We start from the raw sequence: 13,145 nt of genomic DNA on the forward strand, positions 1-13,145 counted from the left end.
CGGGGCCCTGTGGACGCGGCTCACCATGTGGGTGGCGGTGCTGGTCGGGGTGTCCGCCGTCGCGGGCTGGTGGTGGGTGCGCTCGCCCGCTACCGCACGTCATTGGACCGTTGATCTTCTGGTGCGTCCGGCAACAAGGGACGTACCGTCTCGAAGAGCCTGATGAACGCGCGGACCAGGAGCGGTCCCCCGCCGACGCTCCCGATCCAGCAGATCTCCGGGGGCACGCCCATCCGGATGCCGGCGTAGGCCACGAGGGTGGAGACGGCCGAGGAGAACACCACCAGCGCGGCGAGGTTGCGGACCACCCGTATGAGGTCGTCCACATGGGCCCGGCGGCGCCGGATGACCTGCTCGGTTTCCGCCTTCCTCAGCCGGAGCAGACGAGCGCACGCCTCGCGGCCGGCGATCGCTCTCCGCACCAGTGCGGCCTCCTCGGAGCCCTGGGGCGGGCGACCGGGCCCAGGGGCGGCCGCCGGGCGCGTCGAGCCGGCGCGCGCCTTACCGGGGGACGGCTCCGTCCTGCGGCGCCTCTTCCTCCCCTTTTCCGTCGTCATGGCTTCCCCTGGGCCCCCGAGGCACGCTGAACCGACGGTCAGGTGCGGTGGAATTGATCGATGAGTTCGTCGAGCAGCGCCACCGTGTCGTCCTCGGTCAGCGCCTTGTTGCGCAGGTCTTCGAAGCACTCCTGGTACCGGGCGACCAGTTCACGGTCGTCCCGGTTCGTCAGCATGCCTCCCGGGCCTGCCATGTAGAGGACGTCCTCGTCGGCCTGGAAGCCGAGGAGGAAGAAGGTGCTGTCCAGGCTGTCGTGCGCCCCCGCGGTGAACGGCAGTGCCCGGAGCGTGGCCCGGTTCTCGGTGATCAGCTCCTTGATGAAGCCCAGTTGGCGGCGCATCGTCGCGGGCCCCCCGACCTGACGGCGCAGGGCGGCCTCGTCGAGGATCATCTCCACTTCGGGACCGTCTTCCTGAAGGACCCGCTCCTGCCGCGCCATGCGGAGGTCGACGTGCTGCTGCGCCTTGGGGTTGGGCTGGCCGGCCTCGAACAGGGCGGACACGTAGTCAGCGATCTGCAGGTGACTCGGGACGAGGCTGGGGTGATACCCCTTGATGGCGTTCGCCGCGCTCTCGTACCCCAGGTACTGGGCGAACGGCTGGCTGATGATGTCGTTGTATTCGGACCACCACGACTGGCCCTTGCTGCCCCGGGCGGCCTCCTCCAGCTCCGCCACCAGATCCGGATCTTCCACCCCGTATTCCTGGAGCATGGCCCGCAGGTCCGTGACGGACAGGCTGACCGACCCCGCCTCGATCCGGATCAGCTTGGACAACGACCACTCGAGCACGTCGGCTGCCTGCCGTTGGGTCAGACCACGCTTGTCGCGGGCCGCTTTGAGGGCGAGACGCAGCTTGCGGCGGTTGAGGCTCGGGTCCACGGACCTGGGCATGGCGCTCCTTCGGGAGAGTGACGGCGGCGAACAGCACTTGGCGTGCCGAAACTTTCCCATCCTACGCGGTCGAGTCGACGGTCATCCAAAAGAGTGACTCGAATGGCCGTATGCTTGACGCTGCCGTCGCTCTGGAGATACCCGAACGACACATGTCTAATCGACCTGAGCTGGAGTAGACCTGATGAGTGGCGCAGGTCACATCAGCGGTCTCAAGAAGTGTGAACTCCCGGGACTCACGCGTCCACAGGGGGATCCGAAGCACCCCGGCGCCGTACCCCGAACGCCCCGCCCGCCAGGAACAGCCCACCGCTCCGTGCGACGGTGACCGTACTGCACGACGACCGTACGGAGCCGCCATGGCAGACCTCCAGGACGACCTGCGCCCCACCACCGCGGCCGGCGGGCTCGACGACCTGGCCGGGCCGTACCCCGAGGAGGCCGTGGTCGCGGCGGAGTCCTACGAGCCCGTCTCGGACCCGGACGGCGAGCCCCTGACCCGGGCGCACGCCATCCTCGCCGCGCACCCCGTCGCCGACGGCTACAACGGACTGCCCTGGGCCCTCAAGCGCCTGTCCTCCTACGACCTTGAGCTCGGCGAGAGCATCGTCGACACGGACGTCCCGCGCCTGCGCGGCGGCCATGTGGGCGCTCTGTTCTGGTCGTTGCACCTGCCCGAGGGGCTGGACGGGGACCGGGCCGTCGGCGCCACGCTGGAGCAGCTCGACCTGGCCAAGAGCGTCGTCCGCACCTGCGACGAGGGCCTGCGGCCCGCCTGTACGGCCGGGCAGGTCGCGGACGCCCGCAACTGCGGCCGCGTCGCCGTGCTCCTCGGTCCCGCCGGGGCGTCGGCCGTCGGCGACTCGCTGGGCATCCTGCGCCAACTGCACGTCCTCGGCCTGCGCGTGCTCACCCTGACCGGGGTGTCCTGGGCGAGCGAGGCGGGACTGACCCGGTTCGGCGAGGAGGTCGTACGCGAGATGAACCGGCTCGGCGTGATCGCGGACCTCTCCGGCGCCTCACCGCAGACCGTCCGCCGCGTCCTGAGCCTGTCCCGGGTACCCGTGCTGTGCAGCCGCTCCGCCGCCCGGGCGATCCGCCCCCACCCGGCCAACCTTCCCGATGACCTGCTGGCGGAGCTGGGCGCGGCCAAGGGGCTGTGCCTGGTGCCGCTGACCGCCGAGCAGACCGGCCCGACCGTCCGCGACGTCGCCGACCACCTCGACCACATCCGCGAGGTCGCCGGAGCGCACTGCGTCGGACTGTCCGGCACCTACGACTCCGGAGCCGCCCACCCGCAGGAGCTCGGCGACATCTCCTGCTATCCGCAGCTCATCGCCGAACTGCTTCGACGCGACTGGGACGAGGCCGACGTGGCCCTGCTGACCTGGGGCAACGTCCAACGCGTGCTGCGCGGCGCCGACTTCACGGCCCGCGCGGCCCAGCAGCGGCGCGAGCAGTCGACGGCGACGATCGCGGAGCTGGACGGCTGACGCGCCCTACAGGGCGTGTCAGTCGTGCTCGATCCGGCACAGGCAGAACGGATGCCCCACCGGATCGGCGTACACCCGGAAGTCCTTCTTCTCGTAGTCCTCCTTGTTCAGCACCCGCGCCCCCAGCGCCAGCACCCGCTCCTCGGCCGCGTCGATCTCCTCCCACGTCGACCCGGCGTCGAAGTCCAGGTGGAACTGCTGGGCGTTGCGGTCGGCCTGCGGCCACTCCGGCGGGGTGTACCCGGGGGAGCGCTGGAAGGCGAGGCGCGGCCCGCCGGGGACGCGCAGCACCACCCAGTCGGGGTCGTCGTCCTCCGGCGTGCCGCCGCCGATCCTTGCGTAGAAGCGGGCCAGCTCGCGCGGCTCGGGGCAGTCGACGACCACGGAACGGAAACGTGCCACGGCGGACATGGGGCCTCCCGGTGTCAGCAGGCGCAGAGGCAGAACGGGTGCCCCGCCGGGTCGGCGTAAACCCGGAAGCTCCGCTCCCGGTCCTCGGCGTCCAGCGGCTTCGCACCGAGCGCCAGCACCCCCTTCTCGGCCGCGTCGAGGTCCTCCACATCCAGGTCCAGGTGGAACTGCTGCGAGTGCTCGGGCGACGGCCACCGCGGCGGTACGTACCCGGGGGCGGCCTGGAAGGCCAGCGCCGGGCCGCCCGGCACCTTCAGGTCGACCCACTCGTCCGTTCCTTCCGTCTCCACCGTCGGCGTGCCCCCGAGCACCTCGGCGTAGAAGCCCGCCAGCGCGCGCGGGTCGGGACAGTCCAGGACGACGACGCCCATCTTGGCGAAAGCCATGACTTCCTCCTCGAAGTCGCGGTTATCCCTCTTGCTGTTACCCACATAGGGGGAGTAACCGGTAACTGTTACTGCATGCTCCCGCATAGGCGGTAACCTCGCAAGGGGAATCGCGAGAGGTACGGTCCAGCCATGACGGAGAGATCGCCCGCACCCGGCGGCCTGGTCCTGGTCGAGGCCCTAGTGAACACGCTGGACATCGAGTCGGGCGCCGACGCGCTGGACACGCCGGAGGGCCGGGCGCGCATCGGGATCACCCGGGACGACGAGGCAGAAGCCGCCCGCGCCCTGCGCGAGTCACTGCGCGCCGTCCTCCTCGCCCACGCCGGCCACCCGCCCCACCGCGAGGTGCCCCCGCTCGGCGACCTCCTGGCCGCGGCGCCCCTCGTCGTCACGGTCGACCCGGCGGACGGCTCCGCCGCCCTCACCCCCGCCGACGGGAACTCCCTGCACGCGCGCGTGGCCGCCGCCGTCGCCGAGGCCCTCGTCGCCGGCACCTGGACCCGCCTCAAGGCCTGCGAGGCCGCCGACTGCCACTGGGCCTACTACGACCGCAGCCCGGCAGGCCGCGGCCGCTGGTGCTCCATGCAGGTGTGCGGGGCCCGCGCCAAGATGCGCCGCTACCGGGCCAAGGGGGCGTGACCGCGCCCCACGCCCCGGCCCGGTGGGGCAGAATGCAACAAGACGCCGGTTCGGCCGACTGAGCCTCGGCCGAACCGGCGTCGCCTGTTCTCGTGTCCTGAGCGCCTACGCCTTCGGGCGCCCCATCGCCCGGTACGTCCAGCCGGCCTTGCGCCAGCGCTCCGGATCCAGGGCGTTGCGGCCGTCCAGGATGACCCGGGCCGCCGCGACCTCGCCGAGGGCCTCCTCGTCCAGCTCGCGGAACTCCCGCCACTCGGTCAGATGCAGCACGATGTCGGCGCCGCGCACGGCCTCCAGCGCCGAGTCCGCGTAGCCGAGGGTCGGGAAGACCCGGCGGGCGTTGTCCATGCCCTTGGGGTCGTACACCGTGACCTGGCCGCCCTGGAGGTGGATCTGCCCGGCCACGTTCAGCGCGGGCGAGTCCCGCACGTCGTCCGAGTCCGGCTTGAAGGTCGCGCCCAGCACCGCCACGCGCTTGCCGAGGAACGGCCCGCCGCCCAGCGCCTGCCGGGTCAGCTCCACCATCTGCCCGCGCTGGCGCATGTTGATCGAGTCGATCTCCCGCAGGAACGTCAGCGCCTGGTCCGCGCCCAGCTCACCCGCCCGCGCCATGAACGCCCGGATGTCCTTCGGCAGACAGCCGCCGCCGAAGCCGATCCCGGCCCGCAGGAACTTCTTGCCGATCCGGTCGTCGTAACCGATCGCCTCGGCCAGCTTCGCGACATCACCGCCCGCGGCCTCGCACACCTCCGCCATGGCGTTGATGAAGGAGATCTTCGTCGCGAGGAAGGAGTTCGCGGACGTCTTCACCAGCTCGGACGTCGGGAAGTCCGTGACCACGAACGGCGAGCCCTCCGCGATCGGCGTCGCGTACACCTCCCGCAGCAGCTTCTCGGCCCGCTCGCTGCGCACGCCCACCACGATCCGGTCCGGGTGCAGCGTGTCGTCGACCGCGAAGCCCTCCCGCAGGAACTCCGGGTTCCAGGCCAGCTCGGCGTCCTCCCCGGCGGGCGCGTGCGCCGCCAGGTAGGTCGCCAGCCGGTCGGCGGAGCCCACGGGCACGGTCGACTTGCCGACCACCAGCGCGGGCCCGTGCAGATGGGGCGCGAGCGAGGCGAACGCGGAGTCGACGTACGACATGTCGCAGGCGTACTCGCCGTGTCGCTGCGGCGTGTTCACGCAGACGAAGTGCACATCGCCGAAGGCACCGATCTCGGCCCAGTCCTGCGTGAAACGCAGCCGGCCGCTGGAGCCCTCGAACCCGGCGACGTGCCTGCGCAGCAGCTCGTCCAGGCCCGGCTCGTACATCGGGGCCTCGCCCCGCTCCAGCATCTCGATCTTCTCGCGCACGACGTCGAGCGCGAGTACCTCGAAGCCCAGCTCGGCCATGGCCGCCGCGTGTGTCGCACCGAGATAACCGGTGCCGATCACGGTGATCTTCAGGGCCATGGATGCTCCAGGGGTCTACGGCATGTGGTGCGCGCCCGAGCATAGCCGGGGCATGGCAGCGCGCTTCACTGGGCAACTTTCCCGCTGTCGCCTAGCTCACGTATCACTCCTGTGGGCGACCCCATAAACTTTTGATTACTTAACGGTAGTTAGCGCCACCATCGCAGCGTTTTGGAGCGTGAGAGACCTTGGCCGGATCGGCTGACTTCGACCTGTACCGCCCGTCCGAGGAGCACGACATGCTCCGCGACGCCGTCCGCTCGCTGGCCGAGGCGAAGATCGCGCCGCACGCCGCCGCCGTGGACGAGGAGGCCCGCTTCCCCCGCGAGGCCCTGGAGGCGCTCGTCGCCAACGACCTGCACGCGGTGCACGTACCCGAGGAGTACGGCGGCTCGGGCGCCGACGCGCTGGCGACCGTCATAGTGATCGAGGAGGTCGCCCGCGTCTGCGCCTCCTCCTCCCTCATCCCGGCCGTGAACAAGCTCGGCTCCCTGCCGGTGATCCTCTCCGGCTCCGAGGAGCTGAAGAAGAAGTACATGGCCCCGCTCGCCAAGGGCGACGGCATGTTCTCGTACTGCCTCTCCGAGCCCGACGCCGGCTCCGACGCCGCCGGCATGAAGACGAAGGCCGTCCGCGACGGCGACTTCTGGGTCCTCAACGGCGTGAAGCGCTGGATCACCAACGCGGGCGAGTCCGAGTTCTACACGGTCATGGCGGTGACGGACCCGTCGAAGCGCTCGAAGGGCATCTCCGCCTTCGTCGTCGAGAAGTCCGACGAGGGCGTCTCCTTCGGCGCCCCCGAGAAGAAGCTCGGCATCAAGGGCTCCCCGACGCGCGAGGTCTACCTCGACAACGTCCGCGTCCCCGCCGACCGCATGATCGGCGAGGAGGGCACCGGCTTCGCCACGGCGATGAAGACCCTCGACCACACCCGCATCACCATCGCCGCCCAGGCCCTCGGCATCGCCCAGGGCGCCCTCGACTACGCCAAGGGCTACGTCCAGGAGCGCAAGCAGTTCGGCAAGCCGATCGCCGACTTCCAGGGCATCCAGTTCATGCTCGCCGACATGGCCATGAAGATCTCGGCCGCCCGCGCCCTGACCTACCAGGCCGCCGCCGCCTCCGAGCGCGGCGACGCCGACCTCACGTACCAGGGCGCCGCCGCCAAGTGCTTCGCCTCGGACGTGGCGATGGAGGTCACGACGGACGCGGTGCAGCTCCTCGGGGGGTACGGCTACACGCGGGACTATCCGGTGGAGCGCATGATGCGCGACGCCAAGATCACGCAGCTGTATGAGGGGACCAACCAGATCCAGCGCATCGTCATGGCGCGCAACCTGCCGTAACGGATGGTGAGCTGAGACCGAAGGGCGCCCCGAGTCGGGCGCCCTTCACTCTTTTCCCGGAGCGGTACCGCTGCATGCTCTGGGTCATGGCGGGCTGCGGGCTGCGGCTCGGAGAGACCATGGGGCTCGGTCGTGATCGCATCTCATTCGCCGACCGGCTGATCACCGTCGACCGGCAGGTCGCCTGCGACGGTGACACGGGATCCGGGCGGTACGGCAGAATGCGGCTCCGGCACGTCAAGTGGCGTGAGCACGGAGAACAAGGGCGCCGTGTTCCGCTGCCGGACGTGGTGGCCATCGCACTGCGACGTCACCTCCGGGACCACGGCACCTGGGGCGATGAGGAACGCTGTTCCCCAATGCGACAGGCACGGGCCTGCTCTACCCGTACTACTGGTACGGGAGGATCTGGCGTCCCGCACTCGCGGCAGCCGACGTCGACTACTTCAAGCCACACAGCCTCCGGCACTTCTACGCCGCATCCCTCCTGAGCCAGGGCGTGCCGGTCTCAGAGGTTTCAGCCTGGCTGGGGCACACGTCGGTGAGCTTTACCGAGCGGTACTACGCGGGCCTGATGCCGGACGCCCCGGATCGGGCCCGACTTGCGATCGACGGGGCCTTGCGAGCCGACCGACTGGAGGCGCCGGGGCGGCGTGGTGGCCGTGGCGTCCGCATGACGGGCTGAGGCCGTGCCCGGTTTGCCTCGCCCCAGTCAGTCCTCGAACCCCTCAGCCGCCCGCTTCTCCCTCAGCTCCATGATCGCGCGGCGGCGGGCCAGGCGGTGGGTGCGGCGGATCTGGGCCTCCTGGTAGCGGCGCTTGTCGCGTTCGGTCTCCGGGAGGACCGGGGGCACCCGGCGGGGCTTGCCGTCGGCGTCGACGGCGGCGAAGACGAGGTAGGCGGAGCCGACCTGCGTGGGCGGCGCGGACTCGTTCCAGCGCTCGGCCAGCACCCGGACACCGACCTCCATGGAGGTCCGGCCGGTCCAGTTCACCTGCGCCTTGACGTGGACCAGGTCGCCGACGCGGACCGGCTCCAGGAACGCCATCTCGTCCATGGACGCCGTGACGGCCGGCCCGCCCGAGTGCCGCCCGGCCACGGCACCCGCCGCGTCGTCGACCAGCTTCATGATCACGCCGCCGTGCACGGTCCCCAGCAGGTTCGTGTCGTTGTGGGTCATGATGTGGCTGAGGGTCGTGCGGGACGCCGAAGTCGGCTTGCCCGGGATATCCGGACTGCCGGAATCCGCAGCTGGGGCCTGGTCTGTCATGGCCCCTACCTTATGCCGAGGCGGCATGAGGGGGTTTTGTGTCAGCTTCGCCACAGCCGTGCTCTGATTTTCCGACGACTCTTGTATGGCGCACTACGGGGACCTGCACACTGGGGCGCATGAACAATTGGCCCGAGGGATGGTCCGACGACAACCGCGGCAGCCGGTACGGACGCGGCAGCGCGAGCGCACAGCCCGAGAGCGCCCGTGTCATGCGGCAGGTCCGCCGCGGCCCGGCGCCGTCGCCCGGGCAGGGTGCCTACGGCGGCGCACCGCAGTACGCGGGCGGCGTGCCGCAGCAGCCGTCGTACGTGGACGGCGGCTACGCCGAGCCGCCCGGCGCCTACGACAGCGGCTACAACACCGGCCAGGTCTACGGCTCCCCCGGCGGCAGAGGCCCCGGTGGACCGGGCGGCGGCGGGTACGAGCCGCGCCCCGCGCCGAACTGGCGCCGCCGCATCAAGGTGACGGCGATCACGCTGGTGACGGTCCTGGTGGTGACGAGCGTCGCCACGTACTTCTGGGCCGACTCCAAGCTCAACCGCGACGTCGACCTGTCGAAGGTCATCGACCGGCCGGAGGCGGGCGAGGGCACGAACTACCTGATCGTCGGCTCCGACAGCCGCGCGGGCATGTCGGCCGAGGAGAAGAAGAAGCTGCACACCGGGTCCGCCGAGGGCAAGCGCACGGACTCGATGATGATCCTGCACACCGGCAGCAACGGCCCGACGCTGATCTCGCTGCCGCGTGACTCGAACGTCACGATCCCCTCCTACAAGGGCTCCGACTCCGGCAAGCTCTACCCGGCCACGGGCCGTCAGGTGAAGCTGAACGCGGCGTACGCGGAGGACGGACCGGAGCTGCTGGTCCGCACGGTCGAGGCCAATACGGGGCTGCACATCGACCACTACGTGGAGATCGGCTTCGGCGGCTTCGCGAACATCGTGGACGCGGTCGGCGGGGTCGAGATGGACATCCCGCAGGACATCAAGGACACCAAGTCCGGCGCGGACCTGAAGAAGGGCAAGCAGACCCTCAACGGCGAGCAGGCCCTCGCCTTCGTCCGTACCCGCTACGCGCTCGCGGGCTCCGACCTGGACCGCACGAAGAACCAGCAGAAGTTCCTCTCGGCCCTGGCCAACCAGGTCGCCACCCCGAGCACGATCCTGAACCCCTTCAAGCTGTACCCGACGATGGGCGCCGGCCTGGACTCCCTCGTGGTCGACAAGGACATGGGCCTGTTCGACCTGGCGTCGATGTTCTGGGCGATGAAGGGCGTCAGCGGCGGCGAGGGCAAGTCGATGAACATGCCGATCTCGGGCAACTCCGCGAACGGCAACCTCCAGTGGGACACCGCGAAGGTGAAGACGCTGGTGAACCAGCTGAAGAACGACGAGAAGGTCACCGTCTCGGGCAACTGAGCCCGAAGCGGCGGAAGGGGGCACCCGGGCGGGTGCCCCCTTCGCCGTGAGCGGCGGTCCTCACATCGTGGCGGCCGACATCTTCCGGCACATCTCGGCGCAGGTGCGACACGCCTCGGCACAGCGCATCATCTGCGCGTCGTCCGGCATGGACATACACGCCTCGGCGCACATGTCACAGGCCCGGGCGCACATCGCGCACATCTCGGCCGCGAGTGGCGAGCGGCGCATCATCATGTCGGCGCACATGCGGGTCATCTCGGCGCAGTCCATGACCGCGCGCATGACCTGCATCTGGGCCTGGCCACCCATCTGCATGCAGGAGCTCATGGTCTCCTCGCACGTGCTGTGGCAGGACATGCACGCCTGGACGCAGTCCTGCATCTCCTTGCTCATCGGGGTGGCCGTGGTGGGCTGCTGGGTCATGGTTCCTCCCGGGGACGGCGGGGGCCGGGGGTCGGTCCCCGTGCCCTTCCGTCCTACGCCTGTGCGGCGCCGCCCGCCAACGGGGCGGAAGGAACCAATCCGCCAAGCGTGCGTCACGGCCCGTCGGCGTCCGTGACCAGAGCCATGGCCTTCGGACGGGAGGTCGGCCCGTGCCGGCGGACGAGGCCCGGCCGCCTCCCTCACGTGCACGCCACCTCGTCCCCCCGCACCACCCCGAACTCCCCCTGCCCCGGATCCTCGGCCCGTACCTTGCGGACGCGTTCGAAGTCCGCCCCCGCGATGACCTTCAGGGTCGGGCCCAGGCCCTTGACCGGGCGCAGTTCGCTGCCCGGGAGGGCCGTCGCGAGGGACTTGGCCGAGCGGTCCCAGCGGGGGTCGTAGGCGACGACCGTGCGCTTCACGTCGCGGGCGGTGGCGTTCACCGGGGCCCGCGTCGTACGGAAGCCCGTTGACGCGAGGGCCGCGTTCACCCGGCGGCCGAGGCCGGGCGTGCGCGTGCCGTTCTCCACCTGGACGCGGATCTGCTGCGGGGCCACCGACACGATGCGGGCCGCGGCGCGCTGCCGGTGCACGGACAGCGGCTGGTCCTGGCGCAGGGCGTGGAAGAGGCGCTCCGCCTTCACGGGGTCCCACTTCAGCGTGGAGCCGACGCCCTTCACGGCGTATCCCATCCGCCCGATCGGGACGGTGGTGAACTCGGAGGAGGAGGGGGAGAAGTTCCGCATGGCCCGGCCGAGGTCGAGCATCTCGTCCGTGCCGAAGCCCTTGTCGGCCCGCACCGAGCCGAGCACGGCCCGGGTCACGTCCCGGAACTTCATCGGGTTGAGGAGGATCCCGGAGGATGTGACGCGTTCCACGAGCGCCGCCATGAAGCGCTGCTGCCGTTTCATGCGGCCCAGGTCTGACGCCCCGTCGACGTGGCGGGCGCGCACGTACTGGAGTGCCTGGCCGCCCGCGAGGGTGTGCCGGCCGGCGGGGAGGTCCAGGCCGGTGTAGCTGTCCTTCAGGGGGGCGGCCGTGCAGATCTGTACGCCGCCGACGACGTCCACCGTCTTCATGAAGCTCGTGAAGTCGACCTCCAGGTAGTGGTCGATCTTCACCTTGGTCATGCTCTCCACGGTCCGCACGGTCAGCTGCGGCCCGCCCTCCGCGTACGCCGCGTTCAGCTTGACCGGGTGCCCGCCGTGCCGTTCGCCCGTCGTGCGGTCGACGTGCGGGGGCATCACCGCGTACGAGTCGCGCGGCAGGCTCACCACGCTCGCCCGTTCCCGGTCCTCGGAGATGTGCACGATCATGATCGTGTCGGTGCAGTGGCAGGGTGCCCCGCCCAGCCGGTACTTGCGCCGCTCCTCCTTGCTGATCTTCTCGCGGTCGTCGGTGCCGACGAGCAGGACGTTCATGCCGTGGCCGGCCTGGGGCCGGTTCTTCATGTCCTTGAAGGGGTCGACCCGGGCGATGTCCGCGTCCAGGCTGGTCACGACCGCGTGTCCGATGCCGGCGGAGGCGAGGACCACCACGGACAGTGTGGTGACGGCCCGCATGCCCCAGCGCGGCTTCCGGCGCCGTGCGGGCGGTGCGGGCCGGCGGGGGGCGGGTGGCTGGGGGCGGCGCTGGGGTGCGGCGGTGGACCGAGGGGACCGCGGCGGCGTGGGCATGGGGACACCTCCGGACGACGGCCGTACGTGGGATCCGTGAAACCGTAGGCCGATACGATCTGCGGCCCGCGGTACCGCCCCGGCGGCGCGCAACGCTATCCCCCGTTCGCGGTAACGTGAGCCCCCTATGAACGCCAATCCCGACGTGCGGCTCCCCGCCGTTTCCGTGATCATGCCTGTCCTCAACGAGGAGCGGCATCTGCGGGGAGCAGTCCAAGCGATCCTCGCGCAGGAGTACGCCGGCGAGATGGAGGTCGTGATCGCCCTCGGTCCGTCCACGGACCGCACGGACGAGATCGCCGCCGAGCTCGTGGCCGAAGACCCGCGTGTGCACACCGTCCCCAACCCCACCGGCCGTACGCCCGCGGCGCTGAACGCGGCGATCAACGCCTCCCGGCATCCGATCGTGGTCCGGGTCGACGGCCACGGCATGCTCTCCCCGAACTACATCGCCACCGCGGTACGGCTCCTGGAGGAGACCGGCGCGCAGAACGTCGGCGGCATCATGCACGCCGAGGGCGAGAACGACTGGGAGCACGCCGTCGCCGCCGCGATGACCTCGAAGATAGGTGTGGGCAACGCCTCGTTCCACACGGGCGGGGAGGCGGGCCCGGCCGAGACGGTCTACCTGGGGGTGTTCCGGCGCGAGGCGCTGGAGCAGCAGGGTGGCTACAACGTGGAGTTCATCCGCGCCCAGGACTGGGAGCTGAACTTCCGCATCCGTGAGGCCGGCGGGCTGGTCTGGTTCTCGCCCGAGCTGAAGGTGTCGTACCGGCCGCGGCCGAGCGTGAAGGCGCTCGCCAAGCAGTACAAGGACTACGGCCGTTGGCGGCACGTCGTCGCCCGCTACCACGAGGGTTCGATCAACCTGCGCTACCTCGCCCCGCCGACCGCCGTGTGCGCGATCGCGGCCGGGATCCTGGTGGGCGTGCTGCTGACGCCGTGGGGCTTCGTGGTGCCCGGCGGCTATCTCGCGGCGATCCTGCTGGGTTCGATCCCGGCGGGCAAGGGGCTGCCGCTGAAGGCGCGGCTGCAGATCCCCGTGGCGCTGGCCACGATGCACATGTCGTGGGGCTGGGGCTTCCTGACCAGCCCGCGGGCGCTGGCGAGGAAGGTCATCGCGTCCCGGCGCCCGTCGGTCCGGGCGGACGCCGACGCGGCCACCGGCTGACCCC

General features: G+C 70.6%; 14 protein-coding genes. 6 read left to right on the forward strand and 8 right to left on the reverse strand.

The window, feature by feature from the left end:
* Positions 1–89: 89 nt before the first annotated feature.
* Positions 90–422: a hypothetical protein gene (locus tag ACSUPV_RS24480; RefSeq protein ID WP_031119229.1), complete on the reverse strand. Its 333-nt coding sequence runs from the start codon at positions 420–422 to the stop codon at positions 90–92.
* A 173-nt stretch (positions 423–595) separates the two neighbouring features.
* A complete protein-coding gene (locus ACSUPV_RS24485; protein ID WP_037758813.1) occupies positions 596–1,450 on the reverse strand; it encodes a helix-turn-helix domain-containing protein in 855 nt (284 codons plus the stop codon).
* A gap of 359 nt (positions 1,451–1,809) precedes the next feature.
* On the opposite strand from ACSUPV_RS24485, the gene ACSUPV_RS24490 reads away from it, so the two are divergent.
* Positions 1,810–2,943 carry a dipeptidase gene (locus ACSUPV_RS24490; RefSeq protein ID WP_436948555.1) on the forward strand — a complete coding sequence of 378 codons (1,134 nt, stop codon included), beginning with the start codon at positions 1,810–1,812 and terminating at the stop codon, positions 2,941–2,943.
* Positions 2,944–2,961: 18 nt separating this feature from the next.
* Here the strand turns inward: ACSUPV_RS24490 and ACSUPV_RS24495 are convergent, their stop codons facing one another.
* The gene (locus ACSUPV_RS24495; RefSeq protein WP_436948556.1) at positions 2,962–3,354 is read right to left on the reverse strand and encodes a VOC family protein; all 393 of its coding nucleotides are present in this window, start codon (positions 3,352–3,354) and stop codon (positions 2,962–2,964) included.
* A 14-nt stretch (positions 3,355–3,368) separates the two neighbouring features.
* The gene (locus ACSUPV_RS24500; RefSeq protein WP_436948557.1) at positions 3,369–3,740 is read right to left on the reverse strand and encodes a VOC family protein; all 372 of its coding nucleotides are present in this window, start codon (positions 3,738–3,740) and stop codon (positions 3,369–3,371) included.
* Positions 3,741–3,872: 132 nt separating this feature from the next.
* Between ACSUPV_RS24500 and ACSUPV_RS24505 the strand changes: the two genes are divergently transcribed.
* Positions 3,873–4,382 carry a CGNR zinc finger domain-containing protein gene (locus ACSUPV_RS24505; protein ID WP_031119224.1) on the forward strand — a complete coding sequence of 170 codons (510 nt, stop codon included), beginning with the start codon at positions 3,873–3,875 and terminating at the stop codon, positions 4,380–4,382.
* Positions 4,383–4,487: 105 nt separating this feature from the next.
* On the opposite strand, the gene ACSUPV_RS24510 is transcribed toward ACSUPV_RS24505, so the two are convergent.
* Complete coding sequence (locus tag ACSUPV_RS24510; RefSeq protein ID WP_031119223.1) at positions 4,488–5,831, reverse strand: UDP-glucose dehydrogenase family protein; 1,344 nt, start codon at positions 5,829–5,831, stop codon at positions 4,488–4,490.
* Between the two features lie 188 nt (positions 5,832–6,019).
* On the opposite strand from ACSUPV_RS24510, the gene ACSUPV_RS24515 reads away from it, so the two are divergent.
* A complete protein-coding gene (locus ACSUPV_RS24515) occupies positions 6,020–7,177 on the forward strand; it encodes an acyl-CoA dehydrogenase (protein ID WP_436948558.1) in 1,158 nt (385 codons plus the stop codon).
* 406 nt (positions 7,178–7,583) lie between these two features.
* Positions 7,584–7,862 carry a tyrosine-type recombinase/integrase gene (locus tag ACSUPV_RS24520; protein ID WP_436949936.1) on the forward strand — a complete coding sequence of 93 codons (279 nt, stop codon included), beginning with the start codon at positions 7,584–7,586 and terminating at the stop codon, positions 7,860–7,862.
* Between the two features lie 27 nt (positions 7,863–7,889).
* Here ACSUPV_RS24520 and ACSUPV_RS24525 read toward each other — a convergent pair whose 3' ends face one another.
* Positions 7,890–8,447, reverse strand: a complete 558-nt coding sequence (locus tag ACSUPV_RS24525; RefSeq protein WP_037758822.1) for an acyl-CoA thioesterase — start codon at positions 8,445–8,447, stop codon at positions 7,890–7,892.
* A gap of 119 nt (positions 8,448–8,566) precedes the next feature.
* Here ACSUPV_RS24525 and ACSUPV_RS24530 point away from each other — a divergent pair, with 119 nt between their 5' ends.
* Positions 8,567–9,868, forward strand: a complete 1,302-nt coding sequence (locus ACSUPV_RS24530) for an LCP family protein (RefSeq protein WP_051648407.1) — start codon at positions 8,567–8,569, stop codon at positions 9,866–9,868.
* Positions 9,869–9,928: 60 nt separating this feature from the next.
* Here the strand turns inward: ACSUPV_RS24530 and ACSUPV_RS24535 are convergent, their stop codons facing one another.
* On the reverse strand, positions 9,929–10,294 hold the full coding sequence (locus tag ACSUPV_RS24535; RefSeq protein WP_031119218.1) for a four-helix bundle copper-binding protein: 366 nt from the start codon (positions 10,292–10,294) through the stop codon (positions 9,929–9,931).
* 200 nt (positions 10,295–10,494) lie between these two features.
* Positions 10,495–11,970, reverse strand: a complete 1,476-nt coding sequence (locus ACSUPV_RS24540) for an LCP family protein (RefSeq protein ID WP_078650666.1) — start codon at positions 11,968–11,970, stop codon at positions 10,495–10,497.
* Between the two features lie 127 nt (positions 11,971–12,097).
* Here ACSUPV_RS24540 and ACSUPV_RS24545 point away from each other — a divergent pair, with 127 nt between their 5' ends.
* The gene (locus ACSUPV_RS24545; RefSeq protein ID WP_031119216.1) at positions 12,098–13,141 is read left to right on the forward strand and encodes a glycosyltransferase family 2 protein; all 1,044 of its coding nucleotides are present in this window, start codon (positions 12,098–12,100) and stop codon (positions 13,139–13,141) included.
* Positions 13,142–13,145: the final 4 nt, after the last annotated feature.

The organism is Streptomyces sp. SudanB52_2052, from assembly GCF_964272415.1.
GTDB classification, from domain to species: domain Bacteria; phylum Actinomycetota; class Actinomycetes; order Streptomycetales; family Streptomycetaceae; genus Streptomyces; species Streptomyces olindensis.